This window comes from Cytobacillus sp. GQ23, assembly GCF_059758675.1.
The window spans coordinates 15555-34436 of the sequence record NZ_JCAXER010000019.1; the positions used below are offsets into that span (position 1 = coordinate 15555).

The 18882-nt window shown below is 43.2% G+C and carries 14 protein-coding genes; 3 read left to right on the forward strand and 11 right to left on the reverse strand.

The genetic code is table 11. From position 1 onward, the window contains the following. Positions 1-22 precede the first annotated feature (22 nt). The 4 genes from AC6CHU_RS16435 to AC6CHU_RS16450 form a co-directional block, all read right to left on the reverse strand. A complete protein-coding gene (locus AC6CHU_RS16435) occupies positions 23-1429 on the reverse strand; it encodes a sodium:solute symporter family protein (protein WP_498122348.1) in 1407 nt (468 codons plus the stop codon). A gap of 171 nt (positions 1430-1600) precedes the next feature. Next, complete coding sequence (locus AC6CHU_RS16440; RefSeq protein ID WP_498122350.1) at positions 1601-2785, reverse strand: metal-dependent hydrolase family protein; 1185 nt, start codon at positions 2783-2785, stop codon at positions 1601-1603. 111 nt (positions 2786-2896) lie between these two features. Then, positions 2897-4474: a helix-turn-helix domain-containing protein gene (locus AC6CHU_RS16445; protein WP_498122351.1), complete on the reverse strand. Its 1578-nt coding sequence runs from the start codon at positions 4472-4474 to the stop codon at positions 2897-2899. 161 nt (positions 4475-4635) lie between these two features. Beyond that, positions 4636-5232, reverse strand: a complete 597-nt coding sequence (locus AC6CHU_RS16450) for a LysE family transporter (RefSeq protein ID WP_159864487.1) — start codon at positions 5230-5232, stop codon at positions 4636-4638. A gap of 113 nt (positions 5233-5345) precedes the next feature. On the opposite strand from AC6CHU_RS16450, the gene AC6CHU_RS16455 reads away from it, so the two are divergent. Together AC6CHU_RS16455 and AC6CHU_RS16460 are read left to right on the forward strand one after the other, a co-directional pair. Further along, complete coding sequence (locus tag AC6CHU_RS16455; protein ID WP_159864490.1) at positions 5346-5903, forward strand: helix-turn-helix domain-containing protein; 558 nt, start codon at positions 5346-5348, stop codon at positions 5901-5903. Between the two features lie 217 nt (positions 5904-6120). Continuing rightward, positions 6121-6591 (forward strand): DinB family protein, encoded by a 471-nt coding sequence (locus tag AC6CHU_RS16460; protein ID WP_159864493.1) that lies wholly within the window; start codon positions 6121-6123, stop codon positions 6589-6591. Positions 6592-7158: 567 nt separating this feature from the next. On the opposite strand, the gene AC6CHU_RS16465 is transcribed toward AC6CHU_RS16460, so the two are convergent. The 3 genes from AC6CHU_RS16465 to AC6CHU_RS16475 all read right to left on the reverse strand — a co-directional run bounded on the left by AC6CHU_RS16465 (position 7159) and on the right by AC6CHU_RS16475 (position 13555). Beyond that, entirely contained in the window at positions 7159-8847 is a 1689-nt protein-coding gene (locus AC6CHU_RS16465; protein ID WP_251284142.1) for an alpha-amylase family glycosyl hydrolase, read from the reverse strand. Between the two features lie 2 nt (positions 8848-8849). Next, positions 8850-11510 carry a glycoside hydrolase family 38 N-terminal domain-containing protein gene (locus AC6CHU_RS16470; RefSeq protein WP_498122354.1) on the reverse strand — a complete coding sequence of 887 codons (2661 nt, stop codon included), beginning with the start codon at positions 11508-11510 and terminating at the stop codon, positions 8850-8852. Between the two features lie 83 nt (positions 11511-11593). Beyond that, positions 11594-13555 carry a fructose-specific PTS transporter subunit EIIC gene (locus AC6CHU_RS16475; protein ID WP_498122356.1) on the reverse strand — a complete coding sequence of 654 codons (1962 nt, stop codon included), beginning with the start codon at positions 13553-13555 and terminating at the stop codon, positions 11594-11596. A 233-nt stretch (positions 13556-13788) separates the two neighbouring features. Between AC6CHU_RS16475 and AC6CHU_RS16480 the strand changes: the two genes are divergently transcribed. After that, positions 13789-14553 carry a MurR/RpiR family transcriptional regulator gene (locus AC6CHU_RS16480; RefSeq protein WP_498122358.1) on the forward strand — a complete coding sequence of 255 codons (765 nt, stop codon included), beginning with the start codon at positions 13789-13791 and terminating at the stop codon, positions 14551-14553. 142 nt (positions 14554-14695) lie between these two features. Here the strand turns inward: AC6CHU_RS16480 and AC6CHU_RS16485 are convergent, their stop codons facing one another. The 4 genes from AC6CHU_RS16485 to AC6CHU_RS16500 all read right to left on the reverse strand — a co-directional run bounded on the left by AC6CHU_RS16485 (position 14696) and on the right by AC6CHU_RS16500 (position 18761). Next, positions 14696-15796: an ABC transporter permease gene (locus AC6CHU_RS16485; protein ID WP_498122360.1), complete on the reverse strand. Its 1101-nt coding sequence runs from the start codon at positions 15794-15796 to the stop codon at positions 14696-14698. After that, positions 15796-17061, reverse strand: a complete 1266-nt coding sequence (locus AC6CHU_RS16490; RefSeq protein ID WP_159864511.1) for an ABC transporter permease — start codon at positions 17059-17061, stop codon at positions 15796-15798. The genes AC6CHU_RS16485 and AC6CHU_RS16490 overlap by 1 nt, the downstream gene beginning before the upstream one ends. A 14-nt stretch (positions 17062-17075) precedes the next feature. Further along, complete coding sequence (locus AC6CHU_RS16495; RefSeq protein WP_159864514.1) at positions 17076-18008, reverse strand: ABC transporter ATP-binding protein; 933 nt, start codon at positions 18006-18008, stop codon at positions 17076-17078. 120 nt (positions 18009-18128) lie between these two features. Continuing rightward, on the reverse strand, positions 18129-18761 hold the full coding sequence (locus AC6CHU_RS16500; RefSeq protein WP_251284135.1) for a response regulator: 633 nt from the start codon (positions 18759-18761) through the stop codon (positions 18129-18131). Positions 18762-18882: the final 121 nt, after the last annotated feature.

The window sequence follows — 18882 nt, forward strand, 5'->3', positions numbered from 1 at the left end:
TACCAACTCCTTTTAAGTCCTATTAGCTTGTATGATCAGTAGTGATGTCTGTTGTGACGTTTTTATTTCTCGTTGCCAAACTGACTATAATGAGTGTTAAGACTGATAAAGGAAGGGCAAACAGGACACTATTCCAATCTAATGGACGGTTAAGACCAATTTCCCAAATCATCGTTGCCGAACCACCCACAATCATGGAGCTGATCACTCCTGCTTTTGTTGCATTCTTCCATAGTACAGTTGCAAGAATGGCCGGAGTCAAGGACGCGCCATACATCGTATAGGAATACATTTGGATGGCCAGTACGCTTGGGAAGAATTGCCCCAATACATAGGCAAGGACTCCTAATACCACGACAATGACGCGGTTGTACCAGAGAAGTTTACTTTCTGACAGCTTGCTTTTACTGGAGCGCCGGATTAAGTCACTGACAATATTCCCTGATGCTGATAGAAGATAGGAGGTAGCTGTTGTGATAATAAAAGCAACGGCTGAACAAAGAATAAGCAATCCGATGACAAGGGGTACACCATCAATCGCAAGGGATAAAATGGCTGTATCAGGCTTGATTTCTGGAAAGAGTACAATGGAAGTAGTTGCTAAGATGATGGTTAAACTAATGACAATAACACTGCCAGCAAAAAAGCCGATAGTGGATTTGCGGGCTACGTTCGGATCTTTCGCTGCGGAGAATCGCTGATACATGTTTTGATCACCCAGAACAAGTAAAAATAATGGCAGGAAGAAACCGAGAAGCTGAGGAAATGATAACCCGCCATTCCAGGATTTATTCACTTCAGGCAAAGATAGAGCTAATCCGTCAAATCCCCCAACAGCATTCAATGCAAAAGGAACCCCGAAAAGAAAGCCAATAATAATTAAAATGGCACTTAGTGCGTCAGTATAAGCAACTGAAAATAGCCCGCCGCTTACAGTTAAGAAGATAACCAATGCACACATAATGATGGCTCCTGTTTCCAGTGGAATGCCTGTAGTTAATTGCAGCACATATGCTCCACCTGTAAACTGGTAGGCTGTTATTCCGACAAAGGCAAAGATGATTATAACGGATGATATATAAAGAGCAGCTTTTCCAAAACGCCTTTCCAAAAGATCTGGAACTGTATAGATTTCAATCTTTCGAATCTTGGAAGCTATAAAATACAAGATGATAGTCCCAAAAATCCCGCCTGACAGATTAAAAATAGCGGCAAACGGTCCGTATTGGTAAATAAAGCTCGCTCCGCCCACAACAGTTCCAGATCCAACAAATGTTGCCAGAAGGGTTCCCATGACGACGAATAGAGGCAGGCTTCGGCCTGCAACCATAAAGTCGTCGCTGTTTTTCACCGACTTTTTTGCGAAATACACACCAATCAACGCCATGAAAACAAGATAAATCACAACTGCAACTAAATAAATGTTCAATAAGCTCACTCCCTTTTCCTATTTTTATATAAGGCTGTGTGGCAGCTTAATGCAGATTTAAAATTGGAACAGTAATCTATGTCTCCTAATTAAAATTGGTATACAAGGGAGACTCAGCAACCGCAGAGCCCCGTTACAGTTAACAGAATCATGACGTTTGAATTGTGAAAGTTAACTGACCAAAACACCATTTTTCATCACAAGCTTATCACCCCGCAAACTATTTAAATCATTCAGAGGATCGCTGTCTGAAATCAGCAAATCTGCGAACTTTCCAGGTGAAATACTGCCTCGCTGAGCTTCGATTCCAAGACATTCAGCCGCAACACTCGTTGATGCTTTTATGACTTCCATTTCTGACATTCCGGCTTCATGCATAATCGCTAATTCATCATAATAATAGCGGGGCGGGGTTAATGGAGAGCCGCAATCAGTTCCCGTTGCAATCTTCACTCCGATTTGAACAGCTTCCTGCAGCATCGAGAAATGCGGCCCCACTACTTGCTTAGCTTTTTCAAGAGCATATGCAGGAATGTCCGGACTGCTTATAAGCTGTCTCATGACAGCCATTGTCGGCACTAAAAAGGTTCCCTGATTTTTCATGATTTCAAGAGCCTGCCGATCTGCGTAAATTCCATGCTCGATTGTGTCAATCCCAACCTCTAAACAATTCATGATCCCTTCAATTCCATCTGCATGTGCAGAGACCTTCTTGTTTTTCTTTAATGCCTCTTCTTTTGCTGCACTCAGTTCTTCTATTGTTAATTGAACTGAGCCGGGTTCTTCCCCTTTTGTATAAATACCGCCCGTTGCCATTACTTTCACGAGGTCTGCCCCTTCTTTCAGTACCCTTCTGGTATTCTTTCGAACTTCGTCAGGCCCGTCCGATTCATAGCCTAAATAATAGACATGTCCCCCTGTCATACAGATAGGTGCACCAGATGCAATAATGGTAGGCCCTGAAAGCAAGCCGGAATCAATGGCATTTCTTACATGCAATACAGTTCGATCCGGTGCACCCAAATCTCTTACAGTAGTGACGCCTAATTTCAGGGTATCCAATGCATGTTTATAGGCTTCCAGAGCGATTCTGTCATTTTCTTCATTTTTTATGACGGATTGCGGGTCTGCGCTGCCATTCCAGACGAGGTGCACATGGCAGTCGATCAGTCCGGGAAGTATATATTTTCCGGTACAATCAATGACTTCAAACCCTTCTGTATCACCTGGCTCCCCTTGCTGGACCTCCGTTATTCTTCCGTTTTCAACCTTGATATACGAATTCTCCAGCACCTCATCATTTAGTCCGTCAATAATGCTGCCGCCTTTTAATATCCAATTCGTGTCTGTTGGCATTTTGAAGTCCTCCTTTTGTTTGATTATTCAAAATCATAACAATAGAAAAATAATTTATCATTGTAACGTGCAAACAAAAAAGAGACAGTAATTTGTCCCCAGTAAACAATTCTATTGGAATTGATTGGCCTTTTGTTTAAATCTGTATATGGAAAAGGCCAGCATCAGCATTGAATAATTGGACGGGTTTTGAATATCCATCTGCATTAATTCGGTTATTTTCTGCAATCTGTACTTTACCGTATTAGGATGCACGAATAATTCACTGCTTGATTTTTGCAGATTAAAAAAGTGTTTTAAATATGTATATAATGTTTCGGTAAAGGACGCATTCTTTTCCAGATCATAGGCAATCAATGGACCCAGTAATTCTTCATCAAAGTTTTGAAATAAATGATGGGATTGTAAATTATAAGCGATTTTTTCGATCCCCATCTCATCCCAAAACACTAATGGTGAATCATGAATCTGACCATGCAGCAGCCCCATTGATGATTGATCAAACATAGCCTTCAATTGGCTGCAATGCTTCACTTCTTCTATCGCACTTACGCCGATGAATATTCCTGGGGAGTCTCTCAGAATAGCCGCTAACCACTCTCTGTCTAATATTGAATCCATCACCCCGACAATTCTTCTGTTATAAATCCATAATCGGGAATTTGTTTCATCCTCTACTAAACTCTCTGAAAGCCTTTGAAGTTTTGACTGAAGTGCTTCAGGAGATGAGGACCGCACCTGGAAAGTACATCTTATTTTCTTTAGGTCCATATAAAAATCTGATAGATTTTTTTCGCCAGATTCTCCTTGAAAAATACTCTCCAGCATTTCTATATCCTTGCTTTTTTGATAGTGGAGCATTGTATTTTTATTATAGGCTGCTAAGCTTAAGGCACGTATTCCGTTCTTAATGACCTCTTCTGAAAACTTATCCGCTGTTCCATCTTGACAAATGATCAGGTAGCCAAGAAAGTTCATCTTAGAAAACAGCGGGGCTACCTTGAAATCCTGGCAAGAACCAGAATGGATTTTCACCGCTATATTTGATTCACGATTGGTAAATCGGGCCTTTAATACGTTCTCTTTATGCTGATTTATGATTAAATTAATCAAATGCTTTATCTCATCTCTGGTTTGCTTTTTCGTTTTCCAAAAAGCAATCAAGTCGAAATACGGGTCTAACACGCACACAACATTGTTTATATATTCTCCTATCACTTTTACAATGGAATTCAAATCCTTTTCCAGGAGAACAATTTCCATCAGCTTTTCATTTAACCTATGTAATTTCGAAGCCTGTTCATTTTCTTTCTTATTTACCAGCTGATTATATTTCTCGTGTATGATATAGTATGGGACCTCTTGGGGGATTTCAAAAAGCGGGAAAGAATGGGCATTGGAGTAGTCAATAAGTTCTTTTGGTATTGCTTTCAAAGCGGCTGTATGAAAACCAATAGCACTTATTCCGATTTCCTGCATCCATTCTAGATGGCTAACCATTTGATTCACATCTTTAAAAGCGTGAAATGTAGTCATAACAAAGCCTTTTTCTTTCATGCGGGAAGTTTTTTCAGTAAGCTCCATGCTTGTTAAGTAGGCAATCTCTTTATTCATATTTTGCCTGCCGCCGCCCACCAGCAAAATATTTTCCCCTTCTAACACATCTGCAAACTCGTTGACTGTAATCATTAAGAATCCCCCCTTTGAAAAAAAACTTATCTATCAATTTCTTATATGTATCCAATAGTTTGCTTATATTATAAAGGCAACTTCTGTTAAATAAAATGAATAAAACTAATGATTTAAACAAGTATGGGGTACATATTGGCTGTACCCCATTATTAAGACATTTACCGAATAAAATACCCCACAAGAACTGACCCGGCACTATACACCAAGAGCAAAGCCATTATGACATTAAACTGATTTCGATACTTCACCAGGAAGGATTGAAAAATAGAACCAAAAACACTCCAGCAAAAGGTACTTAGAAAACCTACAAAAGCAAGGAGGATGGAAAAGAAAATCAGGCTCGCATGGGAAGTGTGATACGGGAGGATGAAGGTGGATATAACGGTAACCCCATATAAAATCCCTTTTGGATTAATAAATTGCAAAAGCATCCCGATTAAAAAGCCGTTATGCTTCCCATCATTATGGTTTGGATCATCCGATTTACTGGTCATGATTTTAAATGCCAAAAACAGCATATACATAACTCCAATGATGGTCATGACCAATTCAACCTTTGGAATGTATTGATGCAGAAATAGATTAAAATAGCTGCAAAGGATCATAATGACAAAGAACCCTGCACCGACCCCTAAACAAAATTGGATCGTATTTCTTAAACCGAACCGGTTGGCGAATAGCATGGCCATAATATTGTTTGGGCCTGGTGTAAAGCTGGTCACAAACACATATAAGAAAAATGATAATAAAGACACAGCTGTTTTCCTCCTCCTCATGTATGCTATAATGTACAGAAAAGACAATATAGCGATTTACTACATATTGTATATTACGGACGTTATATTGTACAGATGAAAGGAATGCAGCAATGGAGGAAATTCATTTAATTCTTGCAAAAAATCTAAAAGCATATCGGGAAAATAAAAAATTAAGTTTAGAGAAGGTCGCCGAATTAACGGGAGTTAGCAAAACGATGATAGGCCAAATTGAACGGGGTGAATCAAGCCCTACCATTACAACGATCTGGAAGATTGCGAACGGTCTTAAGATCTCTTTTACCTCACTGATCAATAATCCCCAGCCGGAGACGCAGCTTGTTTTAAAGAAGGACATTCAGACATTATCAGAAGATTATGGCAGGTATCGGGTATATCCTTACTTTCCTTTCGAAAACGAGAAGCGATTTGAAGTGTATACTGTCGAAATTGACAAAGGAGGTTACCTTAGCGCTGAACCGCATATCGAGGGAACCGAAGAATTGATCGTGGTTTTTGATGGGGAAATAACCATCCGGGTTAATAACGATGAATTTACGTTAAAAAGCGGTGACTCCATCAGATTTAAAGCTGATCGGCCCCATACCTATCATAATTCAGGGAAATCAATGGCACGTGTCAGCATGATTTTATATTATCCGGCAGAATGATTGGCATTGCTATGATTGGTTGCGGTGAACTTGATTACATGCCCAAATTAACAATGACATTATAATTGTCGAATGTAAGGTCCAGCCATATTTCAAACTAAACCTCCGCTGTAAAATAAAAGAAATCAATAATCAATTTTTCAGTCCATTGACTCTCCTTATTTTTCTGGAATTTTGGTATATTAACAGATGAGAATATTTGGAAGGGGAGAAAAGAATGAATGAACTAGTGTTTAAACAGTTTGAGAAGACAAGAGGTTATTTTATTAATAAGATCGAGTCAATATCAAAGGATGTAGCAAGTATCCAGCCAGACGGGTTTAACAACACGATCCATTGGCATATTGGCCATGTATTAACGGTCTGTGAACAGTTTATGTTTGGCTTTCCCCGCAAAACGACCCATATCCCTGCAAACTACATTGAACTATTTGGGAACGGGACAAAGCCGGCTGATTGGAAAGGTGATATTCCTGAAGCAGATGAGATCATTATTCAGCTGAAGGATCAATTGGTCCGAATACAGCAAATTCCGGCAGAACGGTTAAATGAAAAGCTGGATAAACCATTTTTGGGACTTGAAACCTTTGGAGAATTAGCAGAATTTGCGTTGTTTCATGAGGCAAACCATTTGGGGCATATTCAAGCGATGGAACGGGTTATTCATCATACAGGAGTAAAGAACTAAAATAGGAAGATCAACTTTATTTAGTCTTAATAAAGGATGCCCATCGATACTACGAACAGTACCATTGGGCATCCTTACATATCTATATCTTGTCTCTCCTCCCGGAACATCTGTATTTTTCAACGACGAATATCATCTGTATATTATCATTAATAATTCAGTTTTATTTTTCAGTGGTAGAATACAACAGAAATAGAGCATGAGATCCACTCCCATGCTCATCTCTGCCTCAGGCACTCTTACCACCTGGCTGGCTGTGACCTCCAATTGTTTCAGGGTGATGATTGCAGCGTCCTGTGTCCTGCACTCCGTCTGGATGGAGAAAACAGCTTCAAGATATTCGTACATTTCTTTTAATTCAGTATCGAGTCTTCCACCAAGGCCAATAATCTTTTTATTGTGAGCCTGGCGTATGTGGCTGCTGTAACCGGGCCTACAGAAATTGCTTCATCTGTTCCTTCTCCGCCAACAGTCTTCGGGCAAACTTGACTGAAGCATCGGGTCTTCCATTAAGGCCCTTTTTAATTACCACACCTGCCTATATTGAGGAAACATAAACACAACACCTTATTTGAGAATCCAAACAAATTCATATGGCTGTAAAGTGACTTCACTATCCGTTTGTTCACCTGTAAGCAGGTTAGTGCCTATTAGGTCACATGAAAGTTTCACCGGTTCCGCTTTGACATTAACGGCAAACAGTATTTCTTCACCCGTTTCTTTATTGAAGCGTTTCAGTGCAAAGAGATCAGATCCCATGTCAACTACTTCCTGTTCGGCAAACGGTGAGAAGGCGGAATGTGCCTGGCGAATCTCAATCATGTTCTTCAGTCCGCCAAAAATGGATTGTCTGCGCGGACTAGTAGTCAATTCACGTGAAATAGTATTGAAATCGAATTTTTCCCTGTTAATCCGGCGATTGATTCCGGACTCCTCCACTCCGCGCTGGTCATTTTGCGATCCAAGCAGAGAATGATAATAGATCGCAGGGACGCCTATGAAGGAAAGGAGAATGGAATGTGCCGCAAGCATTTTCTGCACCTTCAGTTCATCCGTGAGATCTTCGCCTTTATTCACGAGTGCATCACTATAGTTAATATTTAATTCATAGACTGATTGACTGCCATCGCTATTATTTTTATAGGAGACACGGCCCCCATTTTCAACAACCTTATCGACCAGCAGCTGTTTCTCTTCTTCAGTCAGAATCCCTTCAGTCGGACGCATTCCGATTCCATCATGACTCGCCAGGAAATTAAAGTAGGTAGCTGTGTCGGTAACCTTTCCAATCGTCTTTGCCCATTCTGTCAGCTTGCCGGAATCATGTGTAGTCAACGTATACAGAACAAGCGGCGGCAATGAAAACTGGTAGACCATTTGAGCTTCATCTGTACCATCGCCAAAGTAGCTGATATTTTCCTTGTGCGGCACATTTGTCTCGGTAATAATCTGCGTTCCCGGCTTGAAATGATCCAGCAGTGTACGCCACATTTGGATAATTGTATGGGTCTGCGGCAGGTGCATGCAGCTTGTGCCGGATTCCTTCCATAAGAACCCAATGGCATCAAGGCGGATGCTTGTACCGCCTTTATATGCATACGTGAGCAGGATGTCCGTCATTTCCAGCAGCAGCGGGAAGTATGCGACATTCACATCCACCTGGTCTTCACTGAAGGTGGTCCAGGCTGTTTTTGTTCCATTCTTCCCCTCATATTCATGAAATAAAGGAGAAGTTCTCGGCCTTACGACACTCTTTGTATCGAACTCGGAATCAGAAGGAATGAAATATTGATTATATTCAGGGTCATCCTGAAGGTAGCGCTGGAACCATTCACTTGACTTAGAAATATGGTTCGCCACAAAATCGAACATCAGGCGATAATCCTTTGACAGACTTTCTATGTTGCTCCAATCCCCCAGCTCCGGATGGATTTTCCGGTAGTCGGTTACGGAGAAACCATCATCAGAGGTATAGGGGAACATTGGCAGCAAATGCACATCCGTAATAATCCCCTTAATGTATTCATTTAAAAATCGGTGCAGTGTATCAAGGGTTGGCTGCCCTTTTTCATAGATGCTGTCACCATAGGTGATCAAATAAACATTTTTTTCGGAGATAAGGTCATTTTGCTGCCAAGCAGCTTCAGACCACTTCCGGATAAGCTCTTTGGTCATCTCCATGTATCGTTCTTCATACTTATTACCGTAAATTTGTTTCAATTGGTGCTGAATTGTTTCAAAGAGAACGGCCGTCATCCTTATTCCCCCATTAATTTTAATGTCATATACCCTTTTGCCGGAACGGTGATTGAATGCAGATTAGTATCCAATCCTTCTTTTTCATACAGATCTGTTTCCACTGCTCGTGTAAAATGATCACTTGCGATTGAGCAGGTTTCATCCCTATCGGAAGGATTGAACATTCTGATTAACAAGCTATTATCCTCATACGCCCTCTTGCAGGTGCTGACAAAGATCCCATCATGATCCAGTTCAAACAAGGAAAAAACTTCTGGAGCCTCTTCAATCGGCTGAGGCAGCTCGAAACGCTCGAGTCTTTCCTCAAATGTGTTGTAGGATTGCAGCTGGTATGTGGCATAACGTCCACGATAGTTCTCGACTTCCTCAAACAATACCTTCTCAGAAAAAGCTTCATCAAGGAATACAATTCCATATTCAAACTCCATTTTCAGCTGCATTTGCGCATCAGGAGTATAGACTGTCTTGTTGTTAATCCCAGATGCACGCCCCGGACGCCAAGCCAGATTGTCACGGCCCAGCAGGCCAACACTCCTAAAAAGCGTCAAAGCCAGAGTTCCGGATTTTTTGATCAGTTCATACTCTTTGATTCCCTTCGTGAGTACGGCAAAAGTCGTTTCTTCGTCAGCAGCGACTGCAAAGTTTTCAATTGGATAGTAAGGAACCGGCGCCTCTGCAAAGCCACGTTCTTTCCAATGGGCCAGGTGGGCGTTCTCGGTCGGACGCTCCAGTACGCTGAACGCTTGATCCCCATAGGAAACCGCCGGATTTGCGACAGGTGTATCCAAAAGAACTCGCACACGATGGTCAGATACATGATTATCGATTTCATGGGTCACTCTGACCGTTTTCTCGCCTTTTCGAAGTTCAAAGGCACTGATAATCTTCAGAGCTGTGGTGGCCTTGCCCGTTTGTCTTTCCTCCAGATTTCCTGGAATGAGTGCTTCATGAACCACCATCATCTTTTCCGCCATTTCCGCTTTTTCAACACCAAGAAGGGATGCGTTGTCAATGATATGCTGCTCATCACCCTCGAATGGCGAAAAGTCATAAGAATCACCGGCATCGGCGACATTCTCGAACTTTAGAAAGTCTTTTAGTGCCATGCCTGATTCTTTATTCAGCAATTCAAGCCTGCCGTCATTCAAACGCAATGAATAGAATCCATTTTCAATCTGAGCATCTTGAGAAGGACTCATTCCCGGACTGCCACTTAGCCCTTCTTCAACCAATAAGGTTTTGTATCCCATTGGAGGGACGCCTTCCAGGTCAATTAATACAGCATTGCGGTAATATCCAGGCTGTTCTACTTCCTTCTCACCCTCAGCAGTGACAACAATCATCTTCCCGCCGCTGATGTATTCCTGCTCAGCCACAGAAACGAGAAGTTTATCGCCGTCTAAATCAGTAACAGCAAATTCCTTTTCTTTCGTGAAAATAACACTTTCAACTGGACCGGCATATGGCTTTGCCTGTGTATTAAAGACAATGTTCAGGTTATCTTTCCCAAGCTTTTTACTGATTGCCCGGGTCAGCTGCTTTTTCAAAATATTGATCAGTCCATCCGCAATTCGGCCAACCTTTGTAAGGCGCTGCATGATGTCTGAATTGGTATCATCCGAGTTGCAGCCGCCGATGCTGTCATGAGCATGAACATCAAATAGCTGCTTCCACATTTGATCTAGCCATCTCTGAGGATACTTCAAGCCAAGCGTCAGTCCGATCATGGCGAGCGGTTCAAGCGTGTGAAGGATATTTTGTTCAACCTCATCATTTAGCTTTTTAATGTCATATCGCTGGGAGCGGATGGTATTATGAATGCGTGATTTTTGCGGTGCGATAAGCTCCCCTTCAATCACATTTTCGAAGCTCCCGTTTTCCCAGGCAGCCTTCATGAAACTTTCAAAATCAGAAAGAATGAACTCGTGTACCGGATCCATTTCATTCAGCTTTTCAATCGTTTTCGGGAAATGTTCCCTCACCAGCACCTGGTCCCCTCCTGCAGGCAGCAGCAAATGTCCGGTATTCCCATTCAGATCAGCCAATTTTTCAAGCATAGGCTGCAGGCGTTCTTCGTAATAGCTTTCATCCGCTGCAAGGAATTTTCCAGGGCCATAGCCGAAATACATATTATTCGCTTTGACCGTTTTCCCGTCCGGTGACTTCCAGGTGAAATTCAAGTCTTCTCCCAGCTGATCAGTATAAATCCCTCTCTGCAAAATACTGTTTTCTATTCCGAATCCGGTAAAAATGGAAGGCAAATACGCATTTTGCCCAAAGATGTCAGGCAGATAGCCTACCTCCATACTGTGTCCAAATTCATTGGCAATGCGCGTTCCATATAAAAGGTTGCGGATCATGGATTCCTTATGGACCAATAATGAATCGGTCTGCGTGTACCATGGTCCGATGAATAATCTTTTAGCCGTAACTAGCCTTAGAATCCTCTCTTTGTCTTCCGGATTGATTTGTAAATATTCCTCAATAACTGAAACCTGAGCATCAAATACATAGCCATGATAGTCTTCATCATTTTCAAGTACTGTCATAAGGTGATCAAGATTCTCGGCAAGCAGGACGTTGGAATCCTCTATAGTGAAATACCACTCCCGGTCCCAGTGGGAATGCGGGACCACATATACATATTTTTGTTTTTTCATCAGACTAGCCTCCCTGCAGAATGGTGTATCGTTCTATGAAAGTGATGAAGGTGCCTGTATAAACAGACACCTTTTTCGTTTTTTTACTTAGCTGCTTCTTTTCGTTTGATAAGAGCGAAGCGTATGAAGATATTGCTTAGTGCGATGAATATGGCACCGGCAAGCAATCCGGCGAAATACGCCCAGAAATTTTCGACTAACGGCCAGCCCCAGACGGCAGGCAGCGGATACCATTGAACGGCTCCCAGTGCAACAGCAGTGATAACACCGACGATGGCTCCGATAATGTTAAGCGGAATGGTGATCAGCGGGTTGCGTAGCATGAACGGAATCGCTCCTTCACTAATCGCGATAAATCCCAGCAATAGTGATGTATTACCTGTGACACGAAGATTCTCATCGAAGACTCTTCTGCCAACAACATATTTATCGATAATCGTCGCAAGACCTAAACCAATTGGCGGAATGACAATCGCCAGAACCCTTGCAGTCAGCGGGAAAATCTGATCTGCGGCAAGGCCAATCGCAATCGCACCTGCCGCTTTATTGATTGGTCCGCCAAGGTCAAATGCTGTCGCCGCTGCGATAACAGCGGAAAGGAATAAGGTGCCTGAGCCTTGTGCTGATTCAATATAATTTCTGATGGTTGTATTCAGGGCTCCAAAAACAGGATCCACAAAGTAAAAATTCAGGAAGAAAATCGTCAATACGCTGATAGCCGGAATGATCAGCATCGGTTTCATGGCCTGCAGATTTTTGTGCAGTTTGATTTTTTCATTCAGGAATCTGGAAACATAACCGGCAACCAATCCAAGAATCAATGCTCCAAGGAAACCAGACGGGATTCCATCTTCTACTCCCCAGAACGTGTAGTGAAGGCCTGCTGCGAATGCTCCGCCAATAAGACCTGATACAAGTCCTGGACGTCCTGCCAGTGAATAAGCGACAAACGCTCCGAAGATCGGATACATGAACTTAAAGATCAGTCCCCCAAATTTATCAAGGTGATGCAGGATAACTAATAATTCATTCGAATGCTCAATATATTTTGCATCGTGGATCTCTCCAGACAAGCCAAATGGCATGGCTCCGAGCTTGGCAATCCCGATCATTAAACCAGCCGCAACAATGACAGGAATCATGTAAGAAATACCGGTCAGAATCGCCTGTGACATTTCAGACCATAACCCTTTTTTGTCATCTGAATCCATGCCGGAATCTCCATCTTCACCTGAAGCTTGTACCACACCATCCGGATTGTTCAATGCACGATTGATCATGTCCCCGGCGCTCTTTAAAGGTTCAGCAACCTTTGTTTGTACATAAGGCTTGCCATTGAATCGCTCCATTCCTCTTGGAGAGATATCAGTTGCAAAGATAACAGCATCCGCTTCAGAAATCAGGGCTTTTGTATGCTGGTCCTCAAGCCCATTGGCACCTTGCTTCTCGGTAATGACACGGATGCCCATTTCTCTTCCTGCCTTTTCCAAAGCCTCTGCAGCCATGTAAGTATGGGCAATGCCTGCTGCACAGGCCGTGATGGCCAGTACCGTTTTTGTATACTCTTCTGAATGTGCTTGGTTCTCCTCAACCTGGTCAATTGCTCCCAGGAATTGATCAGCATTATTTGCACTCATTAAACGCTGATAGTAGCTTTCATTCATTAAACGCGTGCTTAACTCAGATAGAAGGCTTAAATGAGTAGATCCTGCTTCAGCGCTAGGAATCGCCAATAGGAACACAAGCTCAACTTCATTATTCGGGTCAATGCTTTCCCATTCATTCAGTTTATTTTTTAGACGGGCAACGGCAAAGGCAGCTTTTTTTACAGCTGCAGACTTACCGTGAGGAATCGCAAGCCCTTTTTCAAAGCCAGTAGGTGAAATCTGTTCCCTATCCATTACAGCCTGATAATACTCTTCTTTTGAGCTAAGGCAGCCATTTCGGTCAAGTGCGTCCACCAGATGGCGGATGACTTCTTCCTTGGTTCCCCACTCAACATCGAAAAAGAGCAGACTTTTGTCAGTCATGTTCTTTAATTCCATGTCTTTTCACTCCTCATCTATTTCTCTATGAATAGCGCTTTCAAATCAACTCAGTTTCAAGAAAGCCTTTTCTAAAATCGCTTACATTACAGTTTTAACATGAATCCGCTGCTTCTCTTTGTACATTCAGCGTACAATTGTACAACATTTAATAAATCTTAAAACATCAATGGGTATAGATTGCACTGTACGGTGTGATATAATCAGGAAAACAATGCAAAAGAGGAGCTCCAATGGGAAAAGTCACAGAACACTTCGCTCACGCCATTCCCTCACTTACACATGCCGAGAAGCACGTACTCTACTATATTGAATCCAGCCTGGAAAAAGCAAAGCACCTGCCCCTGACAGCAATGGCTGCGGAAAACAATGTCAGTACTACGACCATCGTACGAATGTGCCATAAGCTCGGCCTTGAGGGGTTCACGGAACTGAAGTATATACTTAGAGGAATGGATGATGAAAGTCTGCCAGCAGAAATGAATCCTCTGGCTCGCTACAGGCATGATTTGAATGAGACCCTGGAATCCATCCAGCTGGAAGAAATTGAGAAGTCTGCTGAGCAAATGGTAAAATCAAGCCGCGTAATCATCGTGGCAGTCGGCCTTTCCAAAATGATGGGTGAATACTTCAGCAAGCTATTCATGCAAGTGAACAAGACGACTGTATATGTCTACGAATCACATATCATTGACATCCTGACGAACATGCTGGAACCAAAGGACATGGTTATCTTCATCTCCTCTAGCGGCGAAACAAAGACGATAACCAAAGTCGCCGAAAAAGTTAAATATAAAACGATGCAGACACTCTCTATCACAAATACACCGGACAGCACACTCTCGAACTTAACAGAATATTCTCTAAGCGCGAACGTCCAGCGGGTAACCTATGCCGGATACGACTTAACCGCCAGATCGACGCTTGTCATGCTGATTGACCTCCTGTTTGAGGTTTTCTTGAAAAAAGAGTTAATGGAAAAGAAGAAAAGAAAATGAAGCAGCAACGGAAAAAAGCAGCGGACCCTATCGGAAATACGATAAAGTCCCGCTGCTTTTTAATTTACAAATGAGAAACGATCATTTCGGCATTGCGATATGAGCTGTTGCTGCACCCGGTGCCAAGAAAAGCATCCCAGCCTTAGCGCCCGCCGCGTTCCCCCAGGTTTATCCCAAGTCCCATATACAAAACGGCCATAAGCAGCATGATTGAAATCGGCAGGAGAATATCACTCCAGCCTGCACCAAAAAGGGCCACATCCATCATAGACTCGACTGCATACCCCATTGGGAACCAGCCAGCTGCAAAGGTGAATACCGGATTATCCATTACCCCTGGCGGCACATAGACACCGCTGATTATCGGGATAATCGGAATAACGGACGTATAAACCATATTAAACTTTTCCGGTGTTTTGGCCACACCCGCAAGAAGCATAGCCAGGCTGACACTGCTTAAGGTAAAGACAGCTGCGATCACCAGAATAATGGGAAACGGGCCAATTTCAAAGTTCATGACATAATCAAATAGTAAAAACACTACCGTCATTTGGAAAAATCCAATGATAAAGCTATACAGCAAATGACCGGTATACAAATTAATTTTACTCACAGACGATAAGTTCAGGCGATTCCAGACCCCGCTGACTTTATCCGCATTAATGCCATTCACCTTAAAGCCAATCGTGATCATCGCTAAGAATAAAGTGAACCCGAACAGGAGCTGTGTCCCCATATCATGGCTCGATAATTCCCCGCCATCCAGGCTTTTTATTCCAACGGCCATAGGAGGATTTTCCATAAAGCGATCCACTGATTCTCTTAATTCAGCTTTTTCTTCTGTGCCCGCCAGAGCTTTAAGCTGCGCCTCTTCTGTAAAAACTTTATGAACCTCCTGCTCAATCAGATGAATGTTGGGCATATCTGAAGCTGTAATGACACGATAATCCTCTTCCATTACATGAATGGCCGCATCCCTTTTTCCCTCTCTTACCTGTTCGCGCGCCGTTGCTTCGTCCGAGATCTCATATTTCGTATCTGTATTTTTATTTAATAACGTGACCCACTTTTGTTCAATTTCCCCGGCATTTGGCCCGGAAGCAAAAATGCTGACAGAGGTTTTGGAACCCCATGCTGAATTTCCAAAGATAAGGGTAGCCACTATACTGAGTCCAATAAATAACAGAATGAGAAGCGGTTTTCGTTTGTCCTTTAAGAATTGAGCGTAAAACACTGGATACATTAGCTTCGCCCCCTTTTTGGAAAAATTGACAAACTAATGGCAAAACAAATGATACATACAGCTGCAAGAAAAAGAATCGGGAACAGTAAATCATGGAATTCTGTATACTGAACCCATTCAATAATCGCTGTCTGAGTCAGGCCATTAGGTGTCCATTCACCGATTTTCTGGATCGGCTCCGGCAATCCATCAAGCGGGAAAAAGCTTCCGCCCAGAACACCACATCCCATAATGATCACCGTAGATACTCCGCTAGCTGAATTACTATCGTTCAAATGGAGTGTAAGGGCTGTTAATAGGGCTGACAATCCCCCGACCGTTAAGGCAAAGACTATCAGGATCAGCGTGACTCCAGCCCAAAAGGTGAAGGATTTACCCGGAAATACATCCAGCAGCAATTGAACAGCTGTCAGGGTGATGGCGAACTGCATAAGAGCCAGAAGAAAGGCCGAGACCGATTTTCCTAGTAAAAAGAACAGCGGGTGACGATCGGTTAAAATAATCCGATTGAATACCTGTTCCCGTTTCTCTGTTACTGTTTTTAAAGCGACTGTTTGGGCCATGAATAAAGCAAACAGCGTCCCAATGGCAATGGTAAAGTATTGGGCAAAGGTATAAGCGGAAGCGCCATCCACGCCTTCAACCACTTCCCTGCCGCCTTTCGGGAGTACCGGTTCTGCAGAGGTTTCAGCCTCTTGCTTCCCGAGAGCAAATTGCATATTAAGTGTATTGACAAAGTTCTGCATGATCTCCTGCAGTGAATTGACCTCTGTCGATTGTTCCTCAGCCTGAATATGAAAAGCCCCTTGGGACGCTTCCCCTAAAAACAGGTGGGATAACGTTGCGTACGTAAATCCTTCTGGAATTGAAACAAGGGCATCCAGTTCCCCGCTTTTCACTTGTTCGGCTGCTTCCTGTCGGGGTACGTCCTTCACCGTTACCCATTCCTTCAAATCCGAGCTATTCAGGAACTCCTGTAAAAGCTCAACAGGATCAAGACCCGATGCCGCTGCCAAAATGGCTTGTTTTTCTTCCGCAGGAATCCCCTTCTCTTCGACCGCAGCTGCAAACTGCTCCTTCCCCTTTTCAACATCATCCTCCTGAATGAACGAAACATCGATCTGAATGGCTTCTTCATCCTTCAAAAGGCCGGAAAAGGTAAAATTCAAGATGACAATAATAAGGACAGGAAGCAATAAGGCCAAAAGGATCTCTTTGCGGTCTCTCCAGAAAACCAGCAGATCTTTTTTAATAAAAGTACTCATGATTTCATCTCTCCTTAATCCCGTAACGTCTTCCCTGTCAGGTGCAGGAAAACGTCCTCCAGGCTAGGAATTTCCACTTGATAATTCATGATTTGCATGCCCTCCTGATCAGCAGCATGGACCAGGCTGCTTAACAAACTGTGATTCTTTTTCGCCAAAATGCGCAGACCCTCTTTCGTTTGTTCCACTTGAAGGACGTCCGGCAAGGCTTTAATTTTGTCTGTGAATACATCACTTCTTTTGCTGAGCTGAACCCTGATCGTATCTTCACTGGATAAAATACTGAGCAATTCTTCCTTGCTGCCTGTGGCGATAATTTTTCCATGGTCCATAATGTAGACCCGATTGCATAATTGCTCGACTTCCTCCATGTAATGGCTCGTGTACAGGACGGTCGTGCCATGAGTCTGGTTTAACTCCCGGACGGTCTCTAAAATATGGTTTCTCGACTGAGGATCAATGCCGACAGTCGGCTCATCAAGGATGAGAATTCTTGGATTATGCAGCAGGGCAGCGGCAATATTGATTCTTCGTTTCATGCCGCCTGAGAACGTTTTGATCAATTCCTTTTGGCGATCCTTTAAACCGACCATGTCCAGTACTTCCTGTATGCGGACCTCCAGGGTCTCCTTCTCCACCCGGTAGGCTTTACCGAAAAACTTCAGGTTTTCATATGCTGATAATTCCTCATAGAGGGCAATTTCCTGCGGTACCACCCCCAGCACTTTTCGAAGTTCTGAAGGGTTTTGAATCGTGCTTTTTCCATCAAGCTTCACATCCCCCGATGTCGGCCGGATGAGGGAGGACATCATGGAAATTGTGGTTGATTTGCCGGCTCCGTTCGGTCCAAGCAGACCGACTGATTCCCCCGCGTTCAGGTATAGGTTAATTTCATCCACTACTTTTTTATCTTTATAGCTTTTCGTCAGTTTGACTGTTTCGAGCATGGTTTCGCACTCCTTTTGCTGAGTTGATACATTCAGGATATAAAAAAGGAAACAGCTTCACTACTGTCTCCCGTCACGAGTTATGTATTTCACCATTACTTTAATCATTTTAATTAAAATTTAAACAAGGTTATGGCGGATCGCATAGATGGCGAGCTGCGTCCGGTCTCTTAAATCTAATTTCGCTAGTATCTGGCTTGTGTTGTTTTTCACGGTGCCGACTGAAATGGCGAGCTGATCCGCAATTTCGTTATTGCTGAGACCTTCCCCGATGCATTTAAGGATAGCTCGCTCTCTTGGTGTTAGGGATGGATCAGGTTCCTTGCTGTCCTGCTGTTTCATTAGTTGGGGAACGACCTTTGCAGCAACCCCTTCTTCTATGGATAAGCCGCCCTTTTGTGCACTCCTGATTGAACGGAGCAGTGAGTCCGTGTCACCGTTTTTTAGGATGTAGCCGCTCACGCCAATCCGGAGTGCCTCCATGACATAATCATCGTCATCGAAGGTTGTCAGCATGAGGATTTTTGTCTGGGGCCAGCGGGATTGGATGATCTTCGCCGCTTTTAGTCCATCCATGACAGGCATGCGGATATCGAGGATGGCAATGTCGAATTGACTATTTTCACAGAGGGCGATGGCTTCTTTGCCGTTGTCTGTTTCTCCTGTTACTTTGAATGCTTCTTCGGTTTCGATCATCATTTTTAAGCCTTGTCTGACCATTACCTGGTCTTCGGCTAGGAGGATTCGAATCATGGCTGTCACCTCTATTCATAGAATGTCTTTGAATGTTTCCCGTTGACTTCCGCTCCACGCACTCGCTTTCCACGAGGCGGGCGCTGAGCCTCCTCGACACTTTGCGTCTGTGGGGTCTCAG

Coding starts and splice junctions, on each gene's coding strand:
- AC6CHU_RS16480 (WP_498122358.1), top strand. CDS start 13,789: ATGGGAAAAGTCACAGAACACTTCGCTCACGCCATTCCCTCACTTACA.
- AC6CHU_RS16470 (WP_498122354.1), bottom strand. CDS start 11,510: ATGAAAAAACAAAAATATGTATATGTGGTCCCGCATTCCCACTGGGAC.
- AC6CHU_RS16490 (WP_159864511.1), bottom strand. CDS start 17,061: ATGAGTACTTTTATTAAAAAAGATCTGCTGGTTTTCTGGAGAGACCGC.
- AC6CHU_RS16485 (WP_498122360.1), bottom strand. CDS start 15,796: ATGTATCCAGTGTTTTACGCTCAATTCTTAAAGGACAAACGAAAACCG.
- AC6CHU_RS16495 (WP_159864514.1), bottom strand. CDS start 18,008: ATGCTCGAAACAGTCAAACTGACGAAAAGCTATAAAGATAAAAAAGTA.
- AC6CHU_RS16445 (WP_498122351.1), bottom strand. CDS start 4,474: ATGATTACAGTCAACGAGTTTGCAGATGTGTTAGAAGGGGAAAATATT.
- AC6CHU_RS16440 (WP_498122350.1), bottom strand. CDS start 2,785: ATGCCAACAGACACGAATTGGATATTAAAAGGCGGCAGCATTATTGAC.
- AC6CHU_RS16465 (WP_251284142.1), bottom strand. CDS start 8,847: ATGACGGCCGTTCTCTTTGAAACAATTCAGCACCAATTGAAACAAATT.
- AC6CHU_RS16475 (WP_498122356.1), bottom strand. CDS start 13,555: ATGGAATTAAAGAACATGACTGACAAAAGTCTGCTCTTTTTCGATGTT.
- AC6CHU_RS16500 (WP_251284135.1), bottom strand. CDS start 18,761: ATGATTCGAATCCTCCTAGCCGAAGACCAGGTAATGGTCAGACAAGGC.
- AC6CHU_RS16460 (WP_159864493.1), top strand. CDS start 6,121: ATGAATGAACTAGTGTTTAAACAGTTTGAGAAGACAAGAGGTTATTTT.
- AC6CHU_RS16455 (WP_159864490.1), top strand. CDS start 5,346: ATGGAGGAAATTCATTTAATTCTTGCAAAAAATCTAAAAGCATATCGG.